Here is a 25,743-nt window from a genome sequence, read left to right as displayed (position 1 = left end):
CGGCGTCAGGCGTCGGCGAGTGCCGGCGGGCGGACGGCGGCGGGGTCCGGGTTGGCCAGCGGCAGGCCCATGAACCGCCGGGCGTTGTCACCCATGAAGTCATAGGTGCGGCGGACGTCCATGCCTTCGGCGTAGCGCCAGAAGCCCTTCGGCTCGGCGAGTCCCTCGGGGTGCGGGTAGTCCGATCCGAACAGCACCCGGTCCCAGCCCACGGTGTCGATGACGTCGGCGACGCAACCCTCCCAGAACGGGCTGACCCAGATGTTGCGCCGGAAAACCTCGTGCGGATGCTCGGGGAAGTTCTGCGGCATCTTCTTCTGCAGGTCTTCGAAGTCGTGGAACAGCGGGTAGATCCAGCTGCTGCCGTTCTCCACGCTGGCGATGCGCAGCTTCGGGAAGCGGGTCAGTGTGCCGTGGCAGATCAGGCTGGCGATCATGTCGGAGATCTCGCGATGGCCCAGCACCATCCAGCGGAACGAGCTCTGCGCCATGAAGTTCTGCGTGTGGGGCGGTTCCCAGCGGGCGACGTACTCGTCGAGCGGCGGGTAGCTGGCGTGCAGCACGATCGGCAGGTTTGCGGCCTCGACATCGCGCCAGAACGGGTCGAACTCCGGCAGCGCCGGTGAGCGCCAGCCGTGCAGGCCGTTGACCGGTCCCGGCTTGATCAGGGCGACCCGGGCGCCGTGGTCGAGGATGTACTCGAGTTCCCGCTGGGCGGTGTCGACTTCGGACAGGTTGATGATGGGCGTGGAGAAGATCCGGTCGGCGTAGGCATAGGTCCAGTGTTCGGCCATCCACTGGTTGAGTGCGTGGATGATGGCCAGGGTCAGCTGCGGATCGTCGGCGCTGGAGTGCTCGACCAGGCTGGCCAGCGTCGGGTAGTTGAGCGCCTCGGTGACGCCCTGGCGGTCGAGTTCGGCGATCCGGTCCTGCGGATTGCGGGTGGCCGCGGGCGCCTCGATGGCCGGGCCCTGCATCTCCCGCAGTGTCAGACCCTCGGTGTTCTCGCCGGCGAAGAACCTCTCGTGCGCCCCCGGCGCGGCGACGCGCTCGAACGTCGGGTTGGGGATGAAGTCGGTGACGCGGTTGTTGATGACGATGCGGGTCTGCCTGCCGATCTGCGCGTACTGCACCGCCCGCCGGTACTTCTCGGGCAGGTGTTTCGTCAGGGCGTCGGCGGTCTCGTACATGTGCTGGTCGGCGTCGAAGATCGGCGCGTCACGGAACTGCGTCACGGTGTGGTCCCCTTCTCCCGGATGGTCAGGTGGTCAGGACGGTGGCGCCTGCCGTGCCGGGGGCGCCGTAGAGCTGGGCGAAGCCGACCTTCGGCTCGCCCGGCACCTGACGGTCGCCGGCCTCGCCGCGCAGTTGGCGCACCAGCTCGTGGATCTGGCGCAGACCCGACGCACCGATCGGCTCGCCGTTGGCGATCAGCCCGCCGTCGGTGTTGACGGGGAGCGTGCCGGTGATCTCGGTGGCCCCGTCGGCCAACAGCTTCTCCTGCTCGCCGTCGGCGCAGAACCCGCACTCGGCCATGTGGATGATCTCCGCGCCGGCATCGGTGTCCTGCAGCTGGACGACGTCGACTTCCGCGGGCGCCACCCCGGCCTTCTCGAACGCCGCCCGCGCGGCGTGGACGGTGGGGGAGACGCCCTCCTCGACCGGTGCGAAGGTGGTGTTCACCTCGTAGGCGCCGTAGCTGCGGGTGCGAACCTCGACGGCGCGCAGGTACACCGGTTTCGACGTGTAGCGGTGCGCGATGTCGGCGCGGCACATCACCACCGCGGCGGCGCCTTCGTCGGGAGCGCAGAACATGTACTGCGTCAGGGGGTAGTTGAGCATGGTGGAGTTGAGGATCTGCTCCTCCGACATCGGTTTGCGCCGGAACGCGTTGGGGTTCAACGCGCCGTTGCGGAAGTTCTTGGCCGCCACTTTCGCCAGGCTCTGGTGCGAGATGTCGTGGTCGTGCAGGTAGCGATTGGCCTTCATGCCGAAGAACTGCGTGGTCAGGTACTGCCCGTTCTCGGCGTACCAGGCCGGCATACCGACGAGTGCGGGATCCTCGGTGAACGCGCCGCGCGGATGCTTGTCCAGGCCGACGGCGATACCGATGTCGTAGTCGCCGAGCCGGATTCCGTCGGCGCAGACCTTCGCGGCACTCGCCGCCGTGGCGCAGGCGTTGAACACGTTGGTGAACGGGATGCCGGACAGACCGACCATGCCGACGATCGCGTCGGGGTTGGCTATGGTCCAGCTGCCACCGGACGCGGCGCCGATGTCGCGCCATTCGACGCCCGCGTCGGCGACCGCCGCGAAGATCGCGTCGACACCCATCTGCATCGCGGACTTGCCCTCGAAGCGGCCGAAGGGGTGCAGGCCGACCCCGATGATGGCGACGTCGTTCATGCGAACCTCCATGATCAGAAGCCGAGCGTATCGCAACTGTAACTCTTACAGTATCTTAGTCGAAATGGAGACCGAGACGGACATGGCCGAGGTCGCAGGGCGGGAGTCGGCCCCCAGCGTCGCCATCGGCAGACGGGCTGCGCAGCGTGCCGAGTCCCGCATGCTCATCGACGGCGAACTGGTGGGCGCGCAGTCCGGCGACGAGTTCGGCAACGAGTCTCCCTCGACGGGTTCGGTGTTGGGCACCGTGGCGGCCGCCGGTACCCCGGACATGCTGCGCGCCGTCGCCGCGGCCCGCCGCGCGTTCGACGACACCGACTGGTCGACGAATCGCGCGCTGCGCAAGCGTTGCCTCACCCAGTTGCAGGAGGCGCTGGCGTCCGAACGCGATCAGTTGCGCGAGGAACTGATCGCCGAGGTGGGCTGCCCCGAGATGACGGTGGCCACAGCGCAACTCGACTGGCCACTTGCCGAGGCGCTGCGCTACCCCGGCGGGCTGATCGACGACTTCGAATGGCAGCGGGTGCTCGACGGCGGCGGCCTGTTCGGGGACCGCAACGTGCGCACGGTGGTCAAGGAACCGGTGGGTGTCGTCGCGGCGATCACGCCGTCGAACTTTCCGGTCGAGGTGATCCTCAACAAGCTCGGCCCGGCGCTGGCGGCGGGCAACACCGTGGTGCTAAAGCCCGACCCGCACACCCCGTGGAACGCCACCCGGCTCGGCAGGCTCGTCGCCGAACGCACCGACATCCCCGCCGGCGTCCTCAACGTCGTGCCGACGCCGTACAACGAGGTCGCCGAACTGCTGGCGACCGATCCGCGGGTCGACATGATCTCCTTCACCGGGTCGACGGCCGTCGGCAAGCTGCTCACCCGGCTCGGCGCCGAGACGATGAAGCGGACGTTCCTGGAGCTGGGCGGCAAGTCGGCGCTGGTCGTCACGGAGGACGTCGACCCGGCGAGGGTGATCCCCGCCGCGGCGGGTGTCTGCGTGCACGCCGGCCAGGCCTGCGCGTCGACGACCCGGCTGCTGGTGCACCGGTCGCGCTATGACGAGGTCGTCGCCGGTGTCACCGCGGCGTTCGGCATGCTACCGGTGGGGGACCCGGCGCTGCCGCAGACACTGGTGGGACCGTTGATCAGCGCCAGGCAGAAGCGGCGGGTGCTCGAGGCCTGCGAGCAGGCGCGCCGCGAGGGCGCCGAGATCACCACCGGCGGAACATCCTTCGACGACCTGCCCGACGAACTCCGCGGCGGGCACTTCGTGGCGCCGACCGTCGTGGTCGGGGTCGACAACTCGGCGGCCATCGCCCGCGACGAGATCTTCGGCCCGGTGCTGGTGGTGCTGCCGTTCGACGACGACGATGACGCGGTGCGGATCGCCAACGACAGCCCGTTCGGCCTGGCCGGGGCGGTGATGTCGGGATCCACTGACCGTGGCCTCGCCATCGCGCGGCGGATCCGCAGTGGCGCACTCGGTGTCAACGGCGGGATGTACTACGGCGCCGACGCCCCGTTCGGCGGATACAAGAACTCCGGGGTCGGCCGCCAGTGCGGACTGGAGGGATTCGAGCAGCACCTGGAGACCAAGACCATCGCCCACCGGACTCCCCGGCGGGCGTGACGGCCTAGCCCTTCGACGTGAACGTCACCGGCAGCCGCTTGGGTGACCGGAACGGCTGCCCCCAGATGTGCGGATCTTCATCGGTGACCAACGTGATGTCGTCCAACCGCGCCAGCAGGCACTCCAGGGCGACGCGGGTCTCCATGCGGGCGAGATGCAGTCCCATGCAGGTGTGCTCGCCGGCCGCGAAGGTGATGTGCGGGATCCGCTTGCGGAAGATGTCGAACTCCTCCGGTCGCTCCCAGCGGGATTCGTCCCGGTTGGCCGAGCCGATGCAGACGTCGATCACCGATCCGGCCGGGATCGGCACGCCCTCGAGTTCTGTGTCCTCGGTGGAGAACCGCTGCACGGTGGTCAACGGTGTCTCGTATCGCAGGCCCTCCTCGATGGCGGCCGCGATCAGCCCGCTGTCGGCGCGTACCGCCGCGAACTGGTCGGGATGGCTCAGCAGCAGGTACAGCAGATTCCCCGAGGACCGGTAGGTGGTCTCGAGGCCGGCGGGCAGCAGCAACCGCAGGAACGAGTAGATGGCCTCGTCGCTGAGCTTCTCGCCGTCGATCTCAGCGGTGACCAGGTCGCCGATGATGTCCTCGGTCGGCTGAGAGCGACGCCGGTCGATCTGGGTGAGGAAGTAGTCCTTGAGCGCGGCGGATGCCTCGAAGGCCCGCTTGTACTTGATCGTGTAGCTGATCAGTTCGACGGCTCGGGCGCGGAACCACGGCAGGTCCTGCTCGGGCAGTCCGAGCAGGGTCGAGATCACCCTGGTGGGGAACTCGAAGGTGAAGTCGCGCACCAGATCGGCGGTGCCGCGCTCGGCGAACTCGTCGATCAGCGCGTCGCAGATGGGCCGGACGATCTCCGGTTCCCACCGCGCCAGCGATTTCGACTTGAAGGCCGCCGACACGAGATTGCGGTGCTCGCGGTGCGGTCTGCCCTCCATTGCCAGGATCGTGGGACCGATGAACAGGCCGATGGTGTTGTCGTAGATCGACGAGTTGAACAGCTTGCCGTCGCGGAACACCTTGTTGACGGCGTCGAAAGACACAGCGGCGTAGAGCTTGTCGGGGCGCAGTCCCTCGGGCGTCTTCGACCAGTCCATCACCGATCCCTCGAACACCCCGGCCTGCCTGCGGTGCCGGGCGAACAGCGGATACGGGTCGCGCAACAGGTCGACCGGGTGGTCGGTGTCGGGGACTTGGCTCACGGCTGACTCCAGCATGGGTTGGGGGGACGCCTTCGCTGCACGACTTTACTGTAATTCTTACAGTAGAGCGTCGCACCGAGTTTGCGCAGGCTGTGTGACCACACCTGGATCGGCACGCCGGCCAGCAGTCCGGCGAGGTAGCCGGCGTCGGCCTGGATGTCCTGCCCGTTGATCCAGCGTGCCTCCGGCGAGGCGAGGAACGAGATCAGTGGCACCACGTCGTCGACGGTGCCGTGCCTGCCGACCGCCGAGCGCACCGCGTCGAGGACGTCGGCGCCCATCGACTGTTCGAAGTCGGCCAGGATCGGCGTCTGCACGGGGCCGGGGCTGACGGTGTTGACCCGCACCCCGTACCTGCTCCACGCCGGGCCGGAGAGCCGCTTGGCGTAGAGGATGACGGCCTGCTTGGACGTGCTGTACACCGGATAGGCCGGATCCTGTACCGCCTGCCACGTCTGCACCGCGGCGGCGTCCCTGGCGGCGAGCAGGCCGTCGAGGACGTCGGTGCGCAGCTGCCAGCCGACGGCGGCGGTCGATGCGACCGCGACCACCGATCCGCCGCGCCTCAGCCGCGGCAGCATGCCCTCGGTCATCAGCCGCATGCCGAGGTAGTTCACCCCCAGCACGTCCTCGGTGGATGCGGTGCCGGGCACCCCGGCCACGTGCGCGAGTGCATCCCAGCCGCCGCCGATCCGGTCGAGCAGCGCGGCGATCTCCCCGGCGTCGCGCAGGTCGCACCTCAGGTGTTGCGACGCGGGAGTCTCGGATGCGCGCAGATCGACCGCGAGCACGTGGTCGCCGCGTTCGAAGAAGTGGGCCGCCGTCGCCGCGCCGATACCCGATCCTGCACCGACGACCACGATCTTCCGTTGCGCTGCGTCCATTCGCCCACCTTCGTCGAGTATCGAACTGTAAGCACGACTGTAAACAGCTCGACAAGGCGGGTCGACCCTGCCGCGACGGTGTTAGGTTGATGCTCACCGGAGGGCCGATGGCGCGGACGGCTGGGGGAAGGGAGTCCCGTGGATTCAGACCTGCTGTCGGTGCTCGACGCGCAGCGGAAGTCGTTCCTCGCCGACGGGCGGCCCGATGCCGCGTTGCGGCGCAACCGCATCGACCGGCTGCTGGCGATGGTGCTGGACAACACCGAGGACTTCGTCGACGCGACCGCCACCGACTACGGGTCACGGTCCCGCTCGGCCGCGCTGTTCGCGGAGATCCTCGGCATGATCTCGGTGATCGAACACACCAGGGCCCATCTCGGGGCGTGGATGCGGCCGAACCGGTTGATGCGGGGCGCGGGTGCGTTCGGCCTGCGCGCCGAGGTGCTGCCGTCGCCGCTGGGTGTCGTCGGCGTCATCGGGCCGTGGAACTTCCCGGTCAATCTCACCGTGCTGCCCGCATCCGCAGCCTTCGCCGCGGGCAACCGCGTGATGGTCAAGATGTCCGAGATCACGCCGCACACAGCCGAACTCATGCGCGCTATCGCGCCGTGCTACTTCGACGCCACAGAACTCGCGATCGTCACCGGCGGGACCGATGTCGCCGCGGCATTCGCCGGGCTGCCGTTCGACCACCTGTTCTTCACGGGCTCACCCGCTGTCGGCGCACTCGTGCAGCAGGCGGCCGCCCGTCACCTCGTCCCGGTCACTCTGAACTGGGTGGCAAGAATCCCGTCGTGGTGGCGCCGGACGCCGACATCGACCGGGCAGCGACCCGGATCGCGCACGCGCGGATGGTCAACGGCGGTCAGGTGTGTGTCTGCCCCGACTACGTCTTCGTCCCCGACGGAGCTGTGCAGCGGTTCGTCGACACCGCCCGCCGGACACTGCGCGACACGTACCCGACAGTCATCGCCAACGCCGACTACTGCTCGTCGGTCAACCAGGCGAATTTCGACCGGGTGGTGCGCTTGATCGAGGATGCACGGGAGCGCGGCGCGCGGATCGACTCCGTCGCGCCGCCCGGGGAGACGCTGCCAGATCCCGCCTCGCGCAAGATCGCTCCCACCCTCATTCGCGACGTCGACGATCGGATGCTCATCGCCGAGGAGGAGGTCTTCGGGCCGGTGCTGGTGGTGCGCGGCTACGGCGACCTGGCCGAAACGGTCGACTACATCAACCGACGGCCCGCGCCGCTGGTGGCGTACTGGTTCGGGGCCGACGACGACGACTTCCGGCACTTCGTCCGTCACACCCGCAGCGGCGGTGTGGCGCGCAACGACTTCGCCGCGCAGATGATCCCGTCGGCAGCGCCGTTCGGCGGGGTGGGCCGCAGCGGCATGGGGGCCTACCACGGCAAGGCCGGCTTCGACACGTTCAGCCATCACCGGACCGTGGTGGGCAGCGACCTCCCGTTCAGCATCACCGGCCGCGCGGCACTTCCGTTCACGAGGTCGATGGGGCTCGTCGCCGGCCTCGCGCTGCGCCGGGCGCGAAGCAGGACCCGGCGTCGGCTCAGGGCGAGCCGCTGACCGCCTGCTCGCGCGCCCACCGGTAGTCGGCCTTGCCCGCGGGTGAACGCACGACGACGGGCCGGAACACCACCGCCTTGGGCAGCTTGTAGCGCGCCAACGACGTTGCGGCATGGGCGATCAACTCGTCGGCATCGGCTGCCGCGCCGTCGGCGAGGGCGACCACGGCAACCACCTCCTGACCCCACCGCTCACTGGGCCTGCCCGCGACCACCACGTCGGCGACCGCGGGATGCGACGCGATGGCCGTCTCCACCTCTTCGGCGAAGATCTTCTCGCCGCCGGAGTTGATGGTCACCGAGTCACGGCCGAGCAGTTCGACGACGTCGGCGTCCAGATGGCGGGCGCGGTCACCGGGCACGGCGTAGCGCACCCCCGCCACGACCGGGAACGTGGCCGCCGTCTTGGCGGCGTCGCCCTTGTAACCCAGTGGCACGTAGCCGCGCTGGGCGAGCCAGCCGATGCCGTCGTGGCCGGGCGCCAGCACCTCGGTCAGGTCCTCGGACACCACGACGGTGTCGGGTCCGGGCTTGAACCGGCCCGTCGACACGGCGCCCGGTGCGGACATGTGGGTGAGTTGGGCGCCCGTCTCCGATGAGCCGACGCCGTCGACGACCACCATCCCGGGTTTGGCGTCGATCAGGCGCTGTTTGGTGGTCGGCGTCAACAGCGCACCGCCGTTGGCGACCACGGCCAGCGGTGTGTCGCCCGCCCGCTCGATGGCCGCGGCGAGCGGACGCGCCATCGCGTCACCGACCACCGTCGCCACCATGACCTGCTCGCGCTCGATCGTGGCGACGATCTCGTCGGCGTCGAACCGGTCGACCACCGACGAGAACACGACGGTCTGACCCGTGGTCAGCGCCGTCATCACCGCCCACTGTGCGGCGCCGTGCATCAGCGGCGGGAGCACCATCAGCTTCGTGCCGGGATTCGCCGCGGCACGCTCGACGAGCGCCGCGTAGGAGTCGAACACCGTGCCGGCGAACAGATCACGGCCGCCGAACGACGTGACGAAGATGTCGTGCTGGCGCCACAGCACGCCCTTGGGCATTCCTGTGGTGCCGCCGGTGTAGAGCACGTAGAGATCGTCGGGCGAGTGCTGTACGTCCGGTGGCCGCGGCGCGGTTGCGGCCAATGCCGCCTCGTAGTCGACGGCGCCGTCGAGCAGCTCGTTGCCCGATTCGTCGGCGATCTGGATGAGCACCTTCAGGTCGGGCAGGCCGGGCAGGACCTCGGCCACGCGTGGCGCGAACGCCGCGTGGTACACCAGGGCCGACGCGCCTGCGTCGGCGAGCAGGTACTGCAGTTCGTCGGCGACGTAGCGGTAGTTGACGTTGAACGGCGCGACGCGGGCCCGGAACGAGCCGAGCAGCGCCTCGACGTATTCGTGGCCGTTGTAGGCGTAGATGCCGAGCAGGTCCTGGCCGACCTCGTGACCCGCCAGCCCGGAACGCGCTGTGTGACAGCCGAGTCCGCGTGCGTGCAGATAGGACGCCAGCCGGTTGGACCGGTCGGCGACATCGGTGTAGGTGTAGCTGCGCCCGCTCTGGCACAGCAGGACCCGGTCGGGCAGCGCGACGGCGATCGCGTCGAGCACGGCGGGCACGGTGAACTCCATGAGCGGACTCCTCGTCAGGGCTGGTGGGGGAGGAGCTTGATCATCAGGCCGTTCGCCTCGGACAGCACTGTGCCGTCGGCGTCGGTCATGGTGGCGGTGAGGAAGGCCTTCCGGCCGTCGAGTCGTTCGATACGGCCCCTGCTGATCAGCGGCGCGTCGATCGGTGTGACGGCACGGTAGTCGACGTGCAGATAGGCGGTGCGGCTGATGGGCCGGCCAGCAGCCGACACGATCATGCCGAAATGCCAGTCGTAGAACAGCGGGATGACACCGCCGTGCACGGCCATGTTGCCGCCGACGTGGAACCTGGTGAAGTGGCCTTCCATCGTCACGTTGCCGTCGCGGTCGGCGGCCGTGAACGTCCACGGCGGCATGAGCGGATGGCCGAGACCGGGCAGCGTCGTGGCGCGCCCGGCGGGTGCCTGCCCGTCGGGCACCGCGTGCGGTTCCAGAGCCGCGCACACGCGCTCGATCTGCTCGGAGGCGGCGGTCCACGCCGCGCCGGGCGGACTGGTGGACACCGCCAGGTCCTGCAACCGCCGCACGGCCGCGGCGAACCGCTCCAGCTCGGGCGGCGCGTCGACCGGCGTGATCTCCGGGAAGCCGCGGGTCTCGGGGCCGGTCACGGCGCCCACGTGGCGATGAGGTCGTCGGTGGTGGTGATCGTCGCCAGCAGCGACAGGCTGTTGTCGATGACGGCGGCCCCGTACTCGGCCGGCACCCCGGCGACGGCGTCGCGCGGCAGCACCACCCGGTAGCCGGCATTCACCGCGTCCATCACCAGGTTCGGGATCGCGATGTTCAGCGAGACGCCGACCGCCACGATCGTCGTCACCCCGAGGTTGCGCAGCACCGCGTCGAGGTCGGTGCCGCCCATCGGACCGACGCCGTGCCACCGGGTGAGTGTCAGATCGTCGTCCTCGGGGCCGAATTCGGGCAGCAGGGTGGCGCCGGGGCCACCCGGTGTGATGTCGACCTGGCGGGCGCCGGCCGCGAACAGCCGAGCGTTGTGGTTCGACCCGCGGCCATCCGCGCGGCGGTGCACCAGGCAGTGCACCACCTGGGTACCCGCGGTGCGGGCCGCGGGCAGCAGGCGTGCGATGTTGGGCAGCGCCACCCGGGCGGCCTCCTGGGCGAGCACCGCCAGACCGGCGTGCGGCCCGACGACCGCGCCCTGCAGTTCCTGGGTGACGACGGCGGTGTGCGCCGGGGCGACGAGCTCGGGCAGCGGCGTCCTCATACCGGGGCGGCGGCGACGTCGGGTGGGGTGGTGGGAGGCAGATCGTAGAACTGTGTGGCCCACTTGCGCATGGCCATGTACGGTGCGGCGTCGATCCTGGCCAGCGGCGGGTGCTCGACATAGCGCTGGTAGCGCCAGATGTCGAGGTCCTCCCACACCGTGCGCAGGAACCGCTTCTCCACGTGGTTGCGCACCTGTTCGGGGGGCACATCCGAGGTCTCACCTGGCAGCTTCGGCCACCAGATCGAGTAGAAGAGGTTCGACACCTCGTCGTCGACCGGTGTGCAGGCGAAGATCAGGCGATGATTCGACGAGCCCTCGAAGGCGCTCATCGCGAAGCCGAGTCCGGAGAAGTGACTGTGGATGCGCAGCGCCATCGAGTCCGGGCCGTCGCTGCGCGCGTCCGGCCAGCCGGTCAGGAACCGCCATTCCTCGGCGACGGCCTCCCACTCCAGACACACCGGCGTGACCGTGGCGCCGTGCACGTAGTGGAAATGTGAACTGTCCGGACCGTTCTCGGCGACGATCTGCGGATGCACCGGTTCGCCGTCGGCCCGCCGGGAGAACTCGGGATAGGGCCGGTAGTAGGCGCCGGCGTCCGTCTCGAACTGGGGGAACTTGTGAAAGATGTCGGGAAGTGGCCACTGCGGCTCCTTGCCGTCGGGATGGTGCCACATGAACACGCAGTCGTACTGCTCGCGCACCGGGTAGGTGCGCAGCGTCAGTCCGCGGTTCGGCCGGTCCGGCTGGTAGGGGATGTAGCGGTTGGTGCCGTCGGGCCCCCAGCGCCAGCCGTGGAATGGGCACTCGACACAGTCGCCGACCACCTTCCCGCCGTGTCCGAGGTGGGCGCCGAGGTGCTTGCAATGGCCCTCGAGCACGTGCAGGACGCCGGAATCGTCGCGGTAGGCGACCAGTTCCTCACCGAAATACTGGATTGGGCGGACCTCGCCCGCGGGGAACTCCGGCGACCAGCCGATCATGAACCAGCCGGTGACTTTCCAGGTGAATGGGACTTTCACGCCGAAGCGACCTCCTGATGCGGGTCCGTCCACTGACTACGGAGGAGATTACAGTATTGTTTTCGGCAGGTGGTCGCGATCCGGCGGGCGGGTAGGTTCATTGCCAGAGTGGGGTTCAGCTGCGGCCGAGAGGACTGGGAAACACGGTGTACGAGATTTTGGCCAAGGCTGGAATCTTCCAGGGTGTCGAGCCCGACGCTGTCGCGGCGCTCGGCGAGCGCTTGCCGACCATCGACTTCCCCCGCGGGCACACCGTGTTCGTCCAGGGCGAGTTGGGTGACCGGCTGTACGTCATCGTGTCGGGCAAGGTCAAGATCGGCAGCCGCGCCACCGACGGGCGGGAGAACCTGCTCGCCGTGCTGGGTCCGGCGGACATGTTCGGCGAGCTGGCCATCTTCGACCCGGGTCCGCGCACGTCGAGCGTCACGACGCTGACCGAGGTGCGCACCGTCTGCATGGATCGCGACCTGCTGCGCACTTGGCTCACCGAACGGCCGGAGGTCGCCGAACAGTTGTTGCGGGTGCTGGCCCGGCGGCTGCGGCGGACCAACGACAACCTGTCCGACCTCATCTTCACCGACGTTCCCGGCCGGGTGGCCAAGCAACTGCTGATGCTGGCACAGCGCTTCGGGGTGTCGGACAACGGCGAGCTGCGGGTCACCCACGACCTGACCCAGGAGGAGATCGCGCGCCTGGTGGGTTCTTCGCGGGAGTCGGTGAACAAGGCGCTGACCGATTTCACCGAGCGCGGCTGGCTCCGGATGCGGGGCAAGACGGTGTGGATCACCGACACCGAGCGACTGGCGCGCCGGGCGAGGTAGCCCGCCGGGTCACGGCGGGGCGGACCGGAAGTGGCTCGTGTTGCCCGGGCCCTTCGCCTTGGCCTGGTACATCGCCACGTCCGCGTCGCGCAGCAGTTCGGCGGAAGTGCGGGCGTCGCCGGGTGCCACGGTGGTGATGCCGATGCTCGCGCCGATCCGCACCCGCAAGGGGCCGACGGTGATCTCGTCGAGCAGCACCCGGTGCAGTCCCCGGGCCACCTCGTCGACCTCGCCGGGGCCGACGGGATGCAGCAGCAGCGCGACGAACTCGTCGCCGCCCAGCCTGGCCAGCAGGTCCTGCGGCCTGGCGACCGACCGCATCCGCTGGGCCGCGATGCGCAGCACCTCGTCACCGGCCGAGTGACCGTGCTGGTCGTTGACGGACTTGAGCTTGTCGAGGTCGATGAACAGCGCGGCCACCAGGCGGCCGTCGTCGCGCGCCGACAACGCCACTTCGGCGCGCTCCAACACGAATCCGCGGTTCGGCAGGCCGGTCAGCCAGTCGTGGGTGGCATCGTGGCGCAGCCGGTTCCGGGTGTCGTAGTGCTCGGTGATGTCGGTGAACGAGAACAGCACCGACGAGTGCTGCGGATCGTCGGGGTCGAGCAGGCAGCCGTGTCCGGTCACCCAGATCCGGGTGCCGTCGATGCGGTCGACGCCCACCACCTCACCGCTGAGCGTCATCCCGGTGCGCTGGATCCAGTGAATGGGGTGCTGGTCGGACGTCATCTCGCGGCCGTTGCCGTCGTAGAGGGGGAGGTCGACACCCTGGTCGCTGTGGTGCACGCCGACGAGATCGCGCGCGTCGGCGCCGAGGATGCGCCGGGCCGCGGCATTGGTGAGCTCGAAGTGCCCGTCGCTGTCCATGATGACGACGCCCTCCTGCAGGAGGTCCAGCACGTTGCGGAAGCGGTCTTCGGACCACGTGGTCCGGGAAGGCGGCGCTGACCCGGTGGCTCCCTCACCGTCGTTCGACACGTCGGACGGCATGTCAGCCGGCGTTCGCGTGGCGCGGTGTGCTCATCGTGTTCGTCTTCCCCGGTGTCCTCAGCCCCCGCGCCGATCCGCCAGCGATTCCGTCGAAATACTGTAATGGTTACAGTAACTTCTAGGATACCGACCGGCGGGCCGAGCTGCCCCGGCTGATGGGACATCGATGCACGAATCACCTCCGGCGCCGCGCAGGGCGCTCGTCATGGGCGCGAGCGGCAACGTCGGCGCCGCGGTCACCCGCCACCTCGTGGCCCGCGGCGACGACGTTCGGGTGCTGCTGCGCCGGAGCAGTTCGACGAGGGGGATCGACGGCCTCGACATCGAACGGCACTACGGCGACATCTTCGACATCCCGGCGGTCACCGCGGCCATGGTCGACCGGGACGTCGTGTACTACTGCGTCGTCGACACCCGCGCCCACCTCGCCGACCCGGCGCCGTTGTTCCGGACGAACGTCGAGGGGCTGCGCGGCGTCCTCGACGTCGCCGTGCACGCCGACCTGCAGCGCTTCGTGTTCCTGAGCACGATCGGCACGGTCGCCGTCGGCAGCGGTGGGGCGGCGGTCGACGAGGACACCCCCTTCAACATGGCGGGACGCGGCGGTCCCTACATCGAGTCTCGCTGCCGTGCTGAGGAACTGGTGCTGCGGTATGCGCGTGAGCGCGGCCTGCCCGCCGTCGCGATGTGCGTGTCCAATCCGTACGGCCCGCCCGACTGGCAGCCCAGGCAGGGATCACTGGTCGCACTCGCCGCCTTCGGCAAGATGCCGTGTTTCGTCCGCGGCGTCGGTGCTGAGGTGGTCGACATCGACGACGCCGCCGCGGCACTGCTGCTGGCCGCCGACCGGGGCCGCAACGGCGAGCGGTACATCATCTCCGAACGATTCATGACGCAGCGGGAGATGCTGCGCATCGCCGCCGACGCGGTCGGGGTGCGGCCGCCTCGGTTCGGTCTCCCGCAGGCTGCGGTGTATCTCGCCGGGGTGCTGGCCGGCGCCGCCAACCGGTGGCTCGGCCGCGACTACCCGCTCAACCTCCCCAGCGTCCGGTTGATGGTCGAGACGTCGCCGGCAGGCCACGACAAAGCCACCCGCGAACTGGGCTGGCGACCGGGCCCCACCGAGGACGCCATCCGCCGGGCCGCGCGCTTCTACGTGGAGCGCCGCGGCCGCGACGAGGACGTGGTGAAGCTGTGAGCGCCGACGGCTCGGGGCACTACGACGTGCTCGTGATCGGCGCCGGGTTCTCCGGGCTGTACGCACTGCACCGGTTGCGCGGCCTCGGCCTGCGCACCCTCGTCCTGGAGAAGGCCGGGGAAGTGGGCGGCACCTGGGCGGTCAACCGGTATCCCGGTGCCCGCTGCGACATCGAGAGCATCGAGTACTCCTACAGCTTCTCCGAGGAGATCCAGCAGGAGTGGGTGTGGACCGAGACGATGCCGGCACAGCCCGAGATCGAGGCCTACGCGAACTTCGTGGCCGACCGCCTCGACCTGCGCGGCGACATCGTGCTGCACACCGAGGTGGTTGCGATGACGTTCGACGAGCCCAGTTCGCAGTGGCGGGTGCGGACCCGCTGCGGGCAGACGTTCGTGGCGCCGTTCGTCGTCGCCGCGTCCGGGATCCTCTCGGTGCCGCTGGAACCCGACATCGCCGGCATGGGCACCTTCGCCGGCACGTCGCTGTTCACCGGGCGGTGGCCCCGCGACGGTGTCGACCTCGGCGGGCAGCGCGTCGCGGTGATCGGCACCGGCTCCACCGGTGTGCAACTCATTCCCGTGGTGGCACGGGACGCGGCCGAGCTGGTGGTATTCCAGCGGTCACCGGCCTTCACGCTGCCGTGGCGGGTGCGGCCCTTCGAACCCGGCGAGCTCGACGGACTCAAGGCCGGGTACGCCGATATCCGGGCCGCCCAGCGCGCCCACCCGGTCGGTGCGGCACGGCTGAGCGCCTTCTCCGTGCTGCTCGAGATGCTCGCGCGGCCGCCGATCAAGGCGGCCACTCCGCAGGAGCGCAGCCGCGCCGTCGAAGAACACGGCGTCCTCGGCGCACTGAACTGGGGCGACGTCTTCTTCGACATCGAGGCCAACCGGATGGCGACCGAACTGTATGGCGAGGCGATCGCCCGCATCGTCGACGATCCGGACACCGCCGCGGCGCTGGTGCCCAGTCACCCGTTCGCGTGCAAGCGACCGATCATCGATCAGGGCTACTACGAGACGTTCAACCGCGACAACGTCACCCTGGTGGACCTGCGCCGGGGCGGCATCGAGGCGGTGACGCCGACGGGCATCGACACCGAACAGGGCGCGTTCGAGGTCGACGTGATCGTCTACGCCACCGGATTCGACGCGATGACCGGCGCGCTCAGCCGCATCGACATCCGCGGCCGCGACGGCGTGGCACTGCGCGACGTCTGGGCCGACGAGGGTCCGGTGTCCTACCTCGGGCTGCAGGTGGCCGGTTTCCCCAACCTTTTCACCGTGCAGGGGCCGGGCAGTCCGGCGGCTGCGACGAACTTCATCGCCGCCCTCGAGCATCACGTCGAGTGGATCGGCGACTGCGTGAGTTCGCTGCGCGCACAGGGTTATCGGACGATCGAGGCGCTGCCCTCGGCCCAGGAGGAGTGGATAGAGCACACCACGTCGCTGGTGGCGCCGACGGTGCTGGTCCACCCCACGTGCAACTCCTGGTACAACGGCGGCAACGTGCCGGGCAAGAAGCGCATGTACATGGGCTACACGGCGGGGCTCCCGGAGTACCGCCGTCGCTGCGAGGAGATCGCCGCCGGGGGATACACCGGATTCAAGCTCTCGTAGGGTGACACGATGATGCACACCGGGCAGGTAGTCCGTCAGCTCGCCGGTGTCCTGCCGCGCTCCGCGGACGCGCTGACGGGCTCGGCGGCGTGGGACGGCTTGTCCGTCGCCGGGGTACGCCAGTTCGGCGAGGTCGCCCTCGACGAGCTGGTGTTGACCGCGATGACGCTGAGCGGCCCTGGCCCACGGCTGCGCAGGCCGGTCAGCTCCTGCGCCGCGGCGGCCGAGGAGTTCGCCGGCCATACACCGGCAGAACTGCATGCGCCGCCGAACCCGTTGCAGGTCAAGCGTATACAGCGGCAGTGGGTGGCGGGCCTGGCCTACGAGCGGATCACCTACGACCACGATCCGATGCTGCCGTCCGCCTTGGCCGCCGACGGTCTCGGCGGGCCGGCGACAGCGGTGGCGCACCTGTGCCGGCACCGCGACGGACCGCGGCCGTGGCTGGTGTGGGTGCACGGCGCCGGACAGGGTGGGGCGTCGGACTTCCTGTTCGCCCGGGCGCGCCGGCTGCACCAGCGGCTCGGGTTCAACCTCGCGATGCCGGTGCAGCCGGGCCACGGTGTGCGCCGTGACGTGTGGCCGCCGTATCCCGACATGGATCCGCTGACCAACGTGGCCGGGATGATGCGCGCGGTCTCGGAGGTGCGCGCGGTGGTGCGGTGGCTGGAGCCGCAGAGCACCGTCATCGCGGTGTCCGGTCTGTCACTCGGCAGCGCGGTGGCCGCCCTGGTGTCGCACCTGGAGGACGCGGCAGCGGCGGTCGCGCTCTACACCCCGATCCTCGGGCTCAATGCGATGATCGGGCAGCACATCTCGCGGTGGGGCCGCAGCGGTGACGAGTTGGCGGCCGCGCTGGGCTCCGACGTCGTCGCCGAACTGACCAAGGTAATCGACCCGCTGTCCGTGCTGCCCGCCGCGCCGCCGGAGCGCCGGCTGATCGTGGCGGCCTGGCAGGACCGGATGGCGATGCGGGGTCCCGCGCTGGCGCTGCACGAGCGGTGGGGCGGCCGGGTGCACTGGCATGACGGCGGCCACGTCGGGCACCTGTTCTCGGGCCGCGTCCAGCGGGTGACCGAGGAGTTCCTGCGCGAGGTGCGGGATTCGGCGGCTCAGTCGCCCGTGCCGTACTCGGCGACGATCCGCGACTCCAGGTAGTCGAGTTCGCGCGGCAGGTCGTAGTCGTCGGCGAGCACGATCCACTGGAACGCCGCTCCGAAGGCGGCGGCGCTGATGGCGTTGACGGCGCGGTCCATGTCGATGTCGGGCCGTACGGACCCGTCGATGATCCCGTTGCGCAAGCCGGCCGCCACCTCGTCGACGCCGCGCCGGAACCAGTCGTCGAGCCGCCCCCGTATCGGCGATGTGGTCTTGACCGCCTCGAAGGTCATCACGAACGTCGCCCGTAGGAAGTCCCGGTCCTCGTCGTACAGCCGGCGAATCCGGCCGAAATGGGCGACGGCGTTCTGCAGGCCGGTGGAGTCCGGCTCGGCGGCGGGCATGATGTTCTGTGCCTGCGCGTGGGCCAGGATCGCCTCGAGGATGGCGTCCTTGCTGCCGTAGCGGGCGTGCACCATCGCCCTGCTGTATCCGGCGCGCCGGCCGATCTCGGCCGCGGACGTTGCCTCCCAGCCCTTCTCGGTGATGAGTTCGGCCGCCGCAGTGATCAGGCGGCGATTCGACAGCTCGACACGCTGCGGCTGGGTCAACCCGCGGGCGGGGGTGGGCACTCTTGCATATTAGACGCTCGACAACTAACTTAGTTGTTTATCGTCAACTACCTCGCCGGGGAGGCCCGCGTGACATCAGCGACCCCGGCCATCCCGTCGGGCATTGAAGACGTGAGCCCTGGCTGGCTGAGTGATGCGCTCGGCGCGCAGGTCGACGGTGTCCGCAGCGAGCAGATCGCCCTCGACAGCGGCTTCTCTTCGCTGCTCTACCGGCTGCACCTGACGGGCGATGCCGTGCCGGCCACCGTGATCGCGAAGCTGCCCGCGCAGTCGGAGGCCCGCGGCGCGATGGAACTGCTCGGCGGTTACCGGCGCGAGCTCGCGTTCTACCGCGCAGTGGCCGGCCGTGCACCGATGGCGACACCGCACGTGTACGCGGCCCGGATCGCCGACAACGGAGTCGACTTCGTGCTGCTGCTCGAGGATCTCGCCGACTGGGGCAACGCCGACCACCTGGCCGGGCTGTCGATGCACCGGGCCCGACTGTGCGTCGCTCAGCTCGCCGGGCTGCACGCCTGGTCGGCCGATCCGGCCAATGCCGCGGCGTTGCAGCCGTTTCCGAGCCTGGACACCCCGATCGCCCGCGACCTGCTGCTGCCCGCCTTCGCGCCGGGCTGGCAGATCTACCGTGCCCACACCGAGGCGACGGTGCCCGCAGCGGTGGCGGTGTTCGCCGAACGTTTCGCCGAGCGCGCAGTCGCGGCGTTGCCGGCACTGACCGAGCGGGACACGCTGCTGCACGGCGACATCAGGGCCGACAACCTGTTCTTCGACGGGGACCTGATGAAGGTGGTCGACTTCCAGTTCGCGTCGCGGGGCTGCGGCGCCGCAGACATCGCCTACCTCGTCACCCAGGGTCTGCCCGCCGGCGTGCGGGAAGGACGCGACGAGGCGCTGCTGCGCGAGTACCTCGAGCGTCTCGACGGCCACGGCGTCGGCGGCTACGGCTTCGACGAGGCCTGGCGGCACTACCGGATGGCTGCGGTCTACCTGATGCTGCTGCCCGTCATCACCCTCAACGGTTGGGACGCGCTGCCCGAGCGGTCCCGCCGCCTGTGCCTCACGCTCACCGACCGGGCGGTCGCGGCGATCCGCGACATCGACGCGCTGGAGGCGTTCGGGTGACCCGCACCGCGCGTGAGGTCGTCGAGCTCTACAACCTGGTGGTGTGGAACGAGCGCGACTTCGCCCTCGCGGAGGAACTGATGGGGGACACCGTGACGCGGCACGAAGTGGGCGAGGCGACGGTGCTCACTCACGAGCAGGCCGTCGCGCGCATCGTCGACCACTGGGCGATGTTCGACACCATCCGGTTCGAGCTCGACCTGGTGGTCGCCGGAGACGACGGCGAGCACGTGGCGATCGTGTACCAGTCGCCGATGAGGTTGAAGGACGGCACCGAGACCACCGTCGGCAGCATGGAGATCTTCCGGGTGGTCGACGGCCGGATCACCGAGGTGTGGAACTGCGGCTACAAGCAAGGGGTTTGGGCATGACACAACCTACGTTGGACGAGCTGGGCTACTACCTGCTGGCCGGCGCCGGGGGTGAGGGGCCGGCCACGCTGATGGACGAGGCCCGCCGGGGCGAGCAGCTGGGCTTCGGCACGGGCTTCATCTCCGAGCGGTGGAACGTCAAGGAGGCGTCGTCGCTGACCGGCGCCGCGCTCGCAGTCACCGAGCGGATGCAGATCGCCACCGCGGCAACCAATCACAACACCCGCCACCCGCTGATCACCGGATCGTGGGCGACGACCATGCACCGGCTGTCCGGCGGGCGGTTCACCCTCGGCCTCGGCAGGGGGATCGCGGCGATGTACAACGCGTTCGGCGTGCCCGCGGTGACCACCGCGCAGATGGAGGACTTCGCGCAGGTGATGCGCAAGCTGTGGCACGGCGAGGTGGTGTTCAACCACGACGGGCCCATCGGCAAGTACCAGGTGCTGTTCCTCGACCCGGACTTCAAGGAGGACATCCGGCTGGCGATCGTGGCGTTCGGCCCGCAGACCCTGGCACTCGGCGGCCGCGAGTTCGACGACGTCATCCTGCACACCTACTTCACCCCCGAGACGCTGCAGCGGGCCGTCAGGACGGTCAAGGAGGCGGCCGAGCAAGCGGGCCGCGACCCGAACAGTGTGCGCGTGTGGTCGTGCTTCGCCACCGTCGGCGATCACCTGCCCGAGGAACTGCGACTGAAGAAGACCGTCGCCCGGCTGGCCACCTACCTGCAGGGCTACGGCGACCTGCTGGTGAAGACGAACAACTGGGATCCCGCCGTGCTGCAACGCTTCCGCGACGATGCGGTGGTGCAGTCGATTCCCGGCGGCATCGACCACAAGGCGACCGCCGAGCAGATCGAGCACATCGCCGGCCTGATCCCCGACGAGTGGCTCGAACCGTCGGCCACCGGGTCGGCGCAGCAGTGCGTCGCCCGGGTGCGTAAGGAGTTCGAGTACGGCGCCGACGCGGTGATCCTGCACGGCGCAACGCCCGACGAACTGGAGCCGATCGTCGCCGAGTACCGCGCCACCCGGTGATTTCGGCGCGGTGACGTTCGCTGACCGAACGAAAGCGCGCCGAAATCGCCTGGAGTCAGGGGGTGATGACGGTGCGGCTCACCGGTTCCGCGACGGCCTGCCTGCTGAAGATGCCGCGCTGCAGCGTCGCCAGCAAGGCGTCTCGGGTCTCCTCCGGTGAGATGAGTTCGTCGAAGCCGAGGTGGCCCGCCGACCGGTAGGACGCCTCGAGTTCCATCTGCTTGAGCACCTCGGTGTAGTCCTCGCCGGCGTTCGTCGCCTTGCTCAGCGCGGCGGCGCCCATCGCGCCCATCGTGGCGCCCGGGTAGGCGAACGTCGCCACCTGGTCGTCGAAACCGAGCAGTGACATCACCATCGAGCCGAAGCCGAACGCCTTGCGCAGCGTCACATGAAGTTTCAGCGTGGTGGCGGAGGTCTGCGCGGCGAACATCCGCGCACCGCTGCGCAGCACGCCCCTGCGCTCGGACCGGCTGCCCGGCAGCATCCCCGGGTTGTCGGCGAGGAACACGATCGGCAGGTGGAACGCGTCGGCGACCGCGATGAAGTGCGCGGCCTTGTCCGCGGCGTCCGCGTCGATCGAGCCGGCCAGCACCTCCGGCTGGTTCGCAACGACCGCGACCGGATACCCGCCGAGATGGGCCAGCGCGCAGATGACGGCGCGGCCGAACGTCGGCTGTACCTCGAACCAGTCGGGCCGGTCGAAGATCACGTCGAGCACCGAGCGCATGTCGTAGATGTGCCGGTTGTCCCGCGAGACGATGTCGCAGATCTCCGGCGTCGGGCGCGGGCCCGCGGTGTCGTCGGCGAGCCGGGTCGGCGGATACGACCATGCGCTGGAGGGGAAGTAGGACAGGTAGCGGCGGATGTCGTCGAGCACCGTCTCGTCGTCCTCGGCGTGGTTGTGGATCACCCCGCTGGCGAGTGCGACGCCCGGCCCGCCGAGGTCCTCCTTCGGGATGTCCTCGCCGGTTGACTCTTTCACCACCGGCGGACCCGCGGTGAAGATCGCGCCGTGGCTGCTCATGATGGTGAAGTCACACACCGGGGCCACCAGTGCGCCGTGGCCGGCAGAGGGACCCAGCACCGCCGAGACGGTGGGGACCTTGCCCGAGCACTTCGCCTGGGCGATGAGATCGGTGGGCGTGCGGCCGTAGTGCTCACCGCTGGGCCGGAAGCCGGCGCCCTCGAGCAGCATGACCAGTGGGATCTTGTTGCGCAGCGCCAGTTCCGCCAGCCGGTAGCGCTTGGAGTTGCCGCCCGGTCCGATGCTGCCCGCCAGTGTGGTGAAGTCCTCGGCGCCGACCATCACCGGAACGCCGTCGATGCGGCCCGCGCCCGCGATCAGCCCGTCCGCGGCGACGTCGCCGCCGACCAGCGTGCCGAACTCCTGGAACGAGCCATCATCGAGGAGGCGGTCGAGCCGGGCCCTGGCGTCGAGCTTGCCCTTGGCGTGGTGTCTGGCCACCCGCTCGGGTCCACCCATGCCGAACGCGCGCTCGCGGCGACGGTCGAGGTCGGCGAGCGTTTCCTTCCAGTCCTGCGCGTGGTCCATTCGAGAAGCTCCTGACGTCGAAGGGCATCGTCGCACCGGCGTGGTCACGTTGACCATACTGAATTGCTTACTGTAGCTTCTGCGGGTATGGGTGGAGGCGGTGCTGCCGGCCCCCCGATCGGCCGTCTCGCGATCGACCGGGGCATCCCCAGCGACCTGACGCGGGTCCGGGGAGTCGCCGAGGGGTTGGAGCGGCAGGGCTTCGACGGGTGCTGGACCGGTGAGATCTCCCACGACCCGTTCCTGCCACTGCTGCTCGCCGCCGAACACACCACGCGGCTGCAGATCGGCACCAGCATCGCGGTGGCCTTCGCGCGCAGCCCGATGACCGTCGCCAACGTGGCGTGGGATCTGCAGGCGTACTCCCGCGGTCGGTTCATCCTCGGGCTCGGCACGCAGATCAGACCGCACATCGAGAAGCGGTTCAGCATGCCGTGGAGCCGGCCGGTGGCCCGCATGCGGGAGTTCGTGCAGGCGTTGCGGGCGATCTGGGCCTGCTGGCACGACGGCACCCGGCTGGCGTTCGACGGCGAGTTCTACACCCACCGGCTGATGACGCCGATGTTCACCCCTGAGCCGCATCCGCACGGCACGCCACCGGTGTTCGTCGCTGCGGTCGGCGAGGCGATGACCGAGATGTGCGGAGAGGTGGCCGACGGCCTGCTGGCGCATGCGTTCACCACCAAGCGCTACCTCGACGACGTCACGCTGCCCGCCCTGGAGCGTGGGCTCGCCACGGCCGGGCGCACCCGCGCCGATGTCGCGGTCTCGTGCCCGGTGTTCGTCGTGACCGGAGAGACCGAGGAAGGCTTCGCCGCCGCGGCCGCCGCCACCCGCAAGCAGATCGCCTTCTACGCCTCCACGCCGGCGTACCGCAATGTGCTCGATCTGCACGGCTGGGGTGAGCTGCAGACCGACCTGCACCGGCTGTCCAAACAGGGCGAGTGGGACGCAATGGCCGCGCTGATCGACGACGACGTGCTCGGCGCGTTCGCCGTCGTGGCGCCGCTCGACGAGGTCGCCGCGGCGCTTCGGCGCCGGTGTTCGGGGGCGATCGACCGTGTGCTGCCGGGCTTCCCGTCGACGGTGCCGGACGACACCGTCGCCGCCGTACTCGAGGAACTGCGTCACGAAGGAGCCCGATGAGCACACCGATCATGGACGAGGCCGCCAGGGTCTTCGCCGACCCGAAGTCCTACACCGACGAGTCGACACTCCATGCCGCGCTTGCCCATCTGCGGGCGAACGCGCCGGTGTCGTGGGTCGACGTGCCAGGCTACCGGCCGTTCTGGGCGATCACCAAGCACGCCGACGTGATGGCCGTCGAGCGCGCCAACACCGTCTTCACCAACGCACCGCGGCCGGTGCTGATGACCGCGGAGTCCGACGAACTGCAGGCCGGCGTCGGGGTCAGCACCCTGATCCACATGGACGATCCCCGGCACCGGGTGGTGCGGGCGATCGGCGCCGACTGGTTCCGGCCGAAAGCCATGCGCGCGCTGAAGATCCGGGTCGACGAACTGGCGAAGACCTACGTCGACAAGATGGCCGCCATCGGCCCCGAATGCGACTTCGTGCAGCAGGTGGCGGTGAACTACCCGCTCTACGTCATCATGTCGCTGCTCGGGGTGCCGGAGTCAGACTTCCCGCTGATGCTCAAGCTCACCCAGGAACTGTTCGGCAGCGACGACGACGAGTTCAAGCGCGGCGCCGACCAGCAGGAGCAGATGTCGGCACTGCTGGAGATGTTCCAGTACTTCACCGCACTCACCGCCGCGCGCCGCGAGCACCCGACCGACGACCTCGCCTCGGCGATCGCCAACGCCCGTGTCGACGGTGAACCGCTGTCCGACATCGACACCGTGTCCTACTACGCGATCATCGCCGCCGCCGGCCACGACACCACCAGCGCCACCATCTCGGGCGGCATGCTGGCCCTGCTGGAGAATCCCGAGCAGTGCGACCGGTTGCGGGCCGATCCCGGCCTGATGCCGACGGCCACCGAGGAGATGATCCGCTGGGTCACGCCGGTGAAGGCCTTCATGCGGACCGCGCAGGAGGACACGCAGGTGCGCGGCGTGCCGATCGCGGCGGGGGAGTCACTGCTGCTGTCCTACCCGTCGGCCAACCGCGACGAGGACGCCTTCGCCGACCCGTTCCGCTTCGACGTCGGGCGCGACCCGAACAAGCACGTGGCCTTCGGCTACGGCGTGCACTTCTGCCTGGGCGCCGCGCTGGCCCGGATGGAGGTCAACAGCTTCTTCTCCCAGCTGATCCCGCGGCTCGAGTCGATCGAACCGGCGGGGAAGGCCCAGCACGTCGCGACGGTGTTCGTCGGCGGCCTCAAGCACCTGCCGATCCGGTACACGCTGCGCTGAGCCCGCGCCCTACTCGCCGGAGTTGCCGCGCGCCGCCGCGTGCAGAGCGTCTGCGCGACTGCCCTTCTCGTGATGGCTCAGCGCCTGGATCGACACGTCGTGGCCCTCGGCCGCCCGGCGCAGCGCCCCGACGGTGGCCTGTTCGCGCGGGATGTGGGCGAACGGGTCGAAGGAGTACCAGCGCATCGCGTTCTCGTGGGTCATCTTGTTGATGTCGCCGTCGGACACGCTGTGCTCGGTGAGCACCTCCCACAGTTCCTCCGGGGCACCCGGCCACATGGAGTCGCTGTGCGGATAGTCGGCCTCCCAGCAGATGTTGTCGATGCCGATCCGGTGGCGGAGTTGCACGCCGACGGGGTCGCTGATGAAGCAGGTGAGGAAGTGGTCGCGGAACACCTCGCTGGGCACCTTGCCACCGAAGTCCTGCTTGGTCCAGGTGGAGTGCATCTCGTAGGTGCGGTCCACCCGTTCGAGGAAGTAGGGGATCCACCCGGTTCCGCCCTCGGACAGCGCGATTTTCAGGTCGGGGTACTCCTTGACCGGCCGTGACCACAGCAGGTCGGCGGCGGCCTGCACGATGTTCATCGGCTGCAGGGTGATCATCACGTCCATCGGCGCGTCGGGCGCGGTGATGGCCAGTTTGCCCGACGAGCCGATGTGCACGTTGAGCACCGTGTCGGTGTCGCACAGCGCTTTCCACAGCGGATTCCAGTACTCGTTGTGGAAGCTGGGGTAGCCCATCGCGGCGGGGTTCTCGGTGAAGGTCAGGGCGTGCACGCCCTTCTCGCTGACGCGGCGCACCTCCTGGGCGCACAGTTCGGCGTCCCAGATCACCGGGATCGCCATCGGGATGAAGCGCGCCGGGTAGGCGCCGCACCACTCGTCGATGTGCCAGTCGTTGTAGGCCTGCACCAGCGCCAGCGAGAACTCGGAGTCCTCGGTGGCGAACAGCCGGCCGGCGAATCCCGGGAACGACGGGAAGCAGATCGAGCCGAGGATGCCGCCGGCGTTCATGTCCTTGACGCGTTCGTCGACCTGCCAGCAGCCCGGCCGGATCTCGTCGAGGCCCTGCGGTTCGAGGCCGTACTCCTCCTTCGGCCTGCCCGCGACCGCGTTGAGGGCGACGTTGGGGATGACGATGTCGCGGAACTGCCAGGTGTCCGAGCCGTCGGCGTTGTGCACCAGTCGCGGCGCCTCGTCGGCGTACTTCTTCGGCAGATGGTTGGCGAACATGTCCGGCGGTTCCACGATGTGGTCGTCGACGCTGATCAGGATCATGTCGTCCTTGTCCACGAGGACGCTCCTTCGACTAGGTGGCCTTACCGT

The 25,743-nt window shown here is 69.4% G+C and carries 22 protein-coding genes and 1 pseudogene; 11 read left to right on the top strand and 12 right to left on the bottom strand.

The window, feature by feature from the left end:
- Window positions 1-5: 5 nt before the first annotated feature.
- Together H7I41_RS08130 and H7I41_RS08125 are read right to left on the bottom strand one after the other, a co-directional pair.
- The gene (locus tag H7I41_RS08130; RefSeq protein ID WP_264012254.1) at window positions 6-1,190 is read right to left on the bottom strand and encodes an amidohydrolase family protein; all 1,185 of its coding nucleotides are present in this window, start codon (window positions 1,188-1,190) and stop codon (window positions 6-8) included.
- Between the two features lie 70 nt (window positions 1,191-1,260).
- A complete protein-coding gene (locus tag H7I41_RS08125) occupies window positions 1,261-2,406 on the bottom strand; it encodes a thiolase family protein (protein WP_264012063.1) in 1,146 nt (381 codons plus the stop codon).
- 64 nt (window positions 2,407-2,470) lie between these two features.
- Here H7I41_RS08125 and H7I41_RS08120 point away from each other — a divergent pair, with 64 nt between their 5' ends.
- Window positions 2,471-4,030: an aldehyde dehydrogenase family protein gene (locus tag H7I41_RS08120; RefSeq protein WP_372503703.1), complete on the top strand. Its 1,560-nt coding sequence runs from the start codon at window positions 2,471-2,473 to the stop codon at window positions 4,028-4,030.
- A gap of 4 nt (window positions 4,031-4,034) precedes the next feature.
- Here H7I41_RS08120 and H7I41_RS08115 read toward each other — a convergent pair whose 3' ends face one another.
- Window positions 4,035-5,234 (bottom strand): cytochrome P450, encoded by a 1,200-nt coding sequence (locus tag H7I41_RS08115; RefSeq protein ID WP_264012062.1) that lies wholly within the window; start codon window positions 5,232-5,234, stop codon window positions 4,035-4,037.
- The gene (locus tag H7I41_RS08110) at window positions 5,231-6,118 is read right to left on the bottom strand and encodes an SDR family oxidoreductase (protein ID WP_264012061.1); all 888 of its coding nucleotides are present in this window, start codon (window positions 6,116-6,118) and stop codon (window positions 5,231-5,233) included. The genes H7I41_RS08115 and H7I41_RS08110 overlap by 4 nt, the downstream gene beginning before the upstream one ends.
- A 159-nt stretch (window positions 6,119-6,277) precedes the next feature.
- On the opposite strand from H7I41_RS08110, the pseudogene H7I41_RS08105 reads away from it, so the two are divergent.
- Window positions 6,278-7,707 (top strand): annotated as a pseudogene (locus H7I41_RS08105) (aldehyde dehydrogenase family protein).
- Here the strand turns inward: H7I41_RS08105 and H7I41_RS08100 are convergent.
- From H7I41_RS08100 to H7I41_RS08085, 4 genes are read right to left on the bottom strand one after another with little or no spacing between them, the layout of a single operon-like run.
- The gene (locus tag H7I41_RS08100) at window positions 7,691-9,328 is read right to left on the bottom strand and encodes a medium-chain acyl-CoA ligase Mig (protein ID WP_264012060.1); all 1,638 of its coding nucleotides are present in this window, start codon (window positions 9,326-9,328) and stop codon (window positions 7,691-7,693) included. The pseudogene H7I41_RS08105 and the gene H7I41_RS08100 sit on opposite strands and share 17 nt — an antisense overlap.
- Window positions 9,329-9,342: 14 nt before the next feature.
- On the bottom strand, window positions 9,343-9,954 hold the full coding sequence (locus tag H7I41_RS08095) for a PaaI family thioesterase (protein ID WP_264012059.1): 612 nt from the start codon (window positions 9,952-9,954) through the stop codon (window positions 9,343-9,345).
- Window positions 9,951-10,568 (bottom strand): cysteine hydrolase family protein, encoded by a 618-nt coding sequence (locus H7I41_RS08090; RefSeq protein WP_264012058.1) that lies wholly within the window; start codon window positions 10,566-10,568, stop codon window positions 9,951-9,953. The genes H7I41_RS08095 and H7I41_RS08090 overlap by 4 nt, the downstream gene beginning before the upstream one ends.
- Window positions 10,565-11,590 (bottom strand): aromatic ring-hydroxylating oxygenase subunit alpha, encoded by a 1,026-nt coding sequence (locus H7I41_RS08085; protein ID WP_264012057.1) that lies wholly within the window; start codon window positions 11,588-11,590, stop codon window positions 10,565-10,567. The genes H7I41_RS08090 and H7I41_RS08085 overlap by 4 nt, the downstream gene beginning before the upstream one ends.
- Before the next feature lie 146 nt (window positions 11,591-11,736).
- Here H7I41_RS08085 and H7I41_RS08080 point away from each other — a divergent pair, with 146 nt between their 5' ends.
- A complete protein-coding gene (locus H7I41_RS08080) occupies window positions 11,737-12,411 on the top strand; it encodes a Crp/Fnr family transcriptional regulator (RefSeq protein WP_264012056.1) in 675 nt (224 codons plus the stop codon).
- A 9-nt stretch (window positions 12,412-12,420) separates the two neighbouring features.
- Here the strand turns inward: H7I41_RS08080 and H7I41_RS08075 are convergent, their stop codons facing one another.
- A complete protein-coding gene (locus tag H7I41_RS08075) occupies window positions 12,421-13,401 on the bottom strand; it encodes a sensor domain-containing diguanylate cyclase (protein WP_264012055.1) in 981 nt (326 codons plus the stop codon).
- 166 nt (window positions 13,402-13,567) lie between these two features.
- On the opposite strand from H7I41_RS08075, the gene H7I41_RS08070 reads away from it, so the two are divergent.
- The 3 genes from H7I41_RS08070 to H7I41_RS08060 are packed head-to-tail and all read left to right on the top strand — an operon-like array spanning window position 13,568 to window position 17,379.
- Window positions 13,568-14,599: an NAD-dependent epimerase/dehydratase family protein gene (locus H7I41_RS08070; RefSeq protein WP_264012054.1), complete on the top strand. Its 1,032-nt coding sequence runs from the start codon at window positions 13,568-13,570 to the stop codon at window positions 14,597-14,599.
- Window positions 14,596-16,221, top strand: a complete 1,626-nt coding sequence (locus tag H7I41_RS08065) for a flavin-containing monooxygenase (RefSeq protein ID WP_264012053.1) — start codon at window positions 14,596-14,598, stop codon at window positions 16,219-16,221. The genes H7I41_RS08070 and H7I41_RS08065 overlap by 4 nt, the downstream gene beginning before the upstream one ends.
- Before the next feature lie 9 nt (window positions 16,222-16,230).
- On the top strand, window positions 16,231-17,379 hold the full coding sequence (locus tag H7I41_RS08060) for an alpha/beta hydrolase family protein (RefSeq protein ID WP_264012052.1): 1,149 nt from the start codon (window positions 16,231-16,233) through the stop codon (window positions 17,377-17,379).
- On the opposite strand, the gene H7I41_RS08055 is transcribed toward H7I41_RS08060, so the two are convergent.
- Window positions 17,334-17,951 carry a TetR/AcrR family transcriptional regulator gene (locus H7I41_RS08055; protein ID WP_264012051.1) on the bottom strand — a complete coding sequence of 206 codons (618 nt, stop codon included), beginning with the start codon at window positions 17,949-17,951 and terminating at the stop codon, window positions 17,334-17,336. The genes H7I41_RS08060 and H7I41_RS08055 overlap by 46 nt on opposite strands.
- A gap of 69 nt (window positions 17,952-18,020) precedes the next feature.
- On the opposite strand from H7I41_RS08055, the gene H7I41_RS08050 reads away from it, so the two are divergent.
- Genes H7I41_RS08050 through H7I41_RS08040 form a run of 3 tightly spaced genes read left to right on the top strand, consistent with a single transcriptional unit; the run spans window position 18,021 to window position 20,487 of the window.
- Window positions 18,021-19,076 (top strand): phosphotransferase, encoded by a 1,056-nt coding sequence (locus H7I41_RS08050; protein WP_264012050.1) that lies wholly within the window; start codon window positions 18,021-18,023, stop codon window positions 19,074-19,076.
- Complete coding sequence (locus H7I41_RS08045) at window positions 19,073-19,447, top strand: nuclear transport factor 2 family protein (RefSeq protein WP_264012049.1); 375 nt, start codon at window positions 19,073-19,075, stop codon at window positions 19,445-19,447. The genes H7I41_RS08050 and H7I41_RS08045 overlap by 4 nt, the downstream gene beginning before the upstream one ends.
- Entirely contained in the window at window positions 19,444-20,487 is a 1,044-nt protein-coding gene (locus H7I41_RS08040; RefSeq protein WP_264012048.1) for a TIGR03857 family LLM class F420-dependent oxidoreductase, read from the top strand. The genes H7I41_RS08045 and H7I41_RS08040 overlap by 4 nt, the downstream gene beginning before the upstream one ends.
- Window positions 20,488-20,542: 55 nt before the next feature.
- On the opposite strand, the gene H7I41_RS08035 is transcribed toward H7I41_RS08040, so the two are convergent.
- Complete coding sequence (locus tag H7I41_RS08035; RefSeq protein WP_264012047.1) at window positions 20,543-22,039, bottom strand: acyl-CoA carboxylase subunit beta; 1,497 nt, start codon at window positions 22,037-22,039, stop codon at window positions 20,543-20,545.
- Window positions 22,040-22,126: 87 nt separating this feature from the next.
- Here H7I41_RS08035 and H7I41_RS08030 point away from each other — a divergent pair, with 87 nt between their 5' ends.
- The gene (locus H7I41_RS08030) at window positions 22,127-23,185 is read left to right on the top strand and encodes an LLM class F420-dependent oxidoreductase (protein ID WP_264012046.1); all 1,059 of its coding nucleotides are present in this window, start codon (window positions 22,127-22,129) and stop codon (window positions 23,183-23,185) included.
- Window positions 23,182-24,417, top strand: a complete 1,236-nt coding sequence (locus tag H7I41_RS08025; protein ID WP_264012045.1) for a cytochrome P450 — start codon at window positions 23,182-23,184, stop codon at window positions 24,415-24,417. The genes H7I41_RS08030 and H7I41_RS08025 overlap by 4 nt, the downstream gene beginning before the upstream one ends.
- Window positions 24,418-24,426: 9 nt before the next feature.
- Here the strand turns inward: H7I41_RS08025 and H7I41_RS08020 are convergent, their stop codons facing one another.
- Window positions 24,427-25,710 carry an amidohydrolase family protein gene (locus H7I41_RS08020; RefSeq protein WP_264012044.1) on the bottom strand — a complete coding sequence of 428 codons (1,284 nt, stop codon included), beginning with the start codon at window positions 25,708-25,710 and terminating at the stop codon, window positions 24,427-24,429.
- Window positions 25,711-25,743: the final 33 nt, after the last annotated feature.

Origin of the sequence: [Mycobacterium] manitobense (assembly GCF_025821665.1) — a bacterium.
In the GTDB taxonomy this organism is placed as follows: Bacteria; Actinomycetota; Actinomycetes; order Mycobacteriales; family Mycobacteriaceae; genus Mycobacterium; species Mycobacterium arseniciresistens.
The sequence above is the reverse complement of the archived record's forward strand: the minus strand, read 5'-3'. Positions and strand labels throughout refer to the sequence as shown.

Coding starts and splice junctions, on each gene's coding strand:
- H7I41_RS08100 (WP_264012060.1), bottom strand. CDS start 9,328: ATGGAGTTCACCGTGCCCGCCGTGCTCGACGCGATCGCCGTCGCGCTG.
- H7I41_RS08075 (WP_264012055.1), bottom strand. CDS start 13,401: ATGCCGTCCGACGTGTCGAACGACGGTGAGGGAGCCACCGGGTCAGCG.
- H7I41_RS08060 (WP_264012052.1), top strand. CDS start 16,231: ATGATGCACACCGGGCAGGTAGTCCGTCAGCTCGCCGGTGTCCTGCCG.
- H7I41_RS08025 (WP_264012045.1), top strand. CDS start 23,182: ATGAGCACACCGATCATGGACGAGGCCGCCAGGGTCTTCGCCGACCCG.
- H7I41_RS08110 (WP_264012061.1), bottom strand. CDS start 6,118: ATGGACGCAGCGCAACGGAAGATCGTGGTCGTCGGTGCAGGATCGGGT.
- H7I41_RS08090 (WP_264012058.1), bottom strand. CDS start 10,568: ATGAGGACGCCGCTGCCCGAGCTCGTCGCCCCGGCGCACACCGCCGTC.
- H7I41_RS08030 (WP_264012046.1), top strand. CDS start 22,127: ATGGGTGGAGGCGGTGCTGCCGGCCCCCCGATCGGCCGTCTCGCGATC.
- H7I41_RS08070 (WP_264012054.1), top strand. CDS start 13,568: ATGCACGAATCACCTCCGGCGCCGCGCAGGGCGCTCGTCATGGGCGCG.
- H7I41_RS08120 (WP_372503703.1), top strand. CDS start 2,471: ATGGAGACCGAGACGGACATGGCCGAGGTCGCAGGGCGGGAGTCGGCC.
- H7I41_RS08130 (WP_264012254.1), bottom strand. CDS start 1,190: ATGTACGAGACCGCCGACGCCCTGACGAAACACCTGCCCGAGAAGTAC.
- H7I41_RS08040 (WP_264012048.1), top strand. CDS start 19,444: ATGACACAACCTACGTTGGACGAGCTGGGCTACTACCTGCTGGCCGGC.
- H7I41_RS08035 (WP_264012047.1), bottom strand. CDS start 22,039: ATGGACCACGCGCAGGACTGGAAGGAAACGCTCGCCGACCTCGACCGT.
- H7I41_RS08125 (WP_264012063.1), bottom strand. CDS start 2,406: ATGAACGACGTCGCCATCATCGGGGTCGGCCTGCACCCCTTCGGCCGC.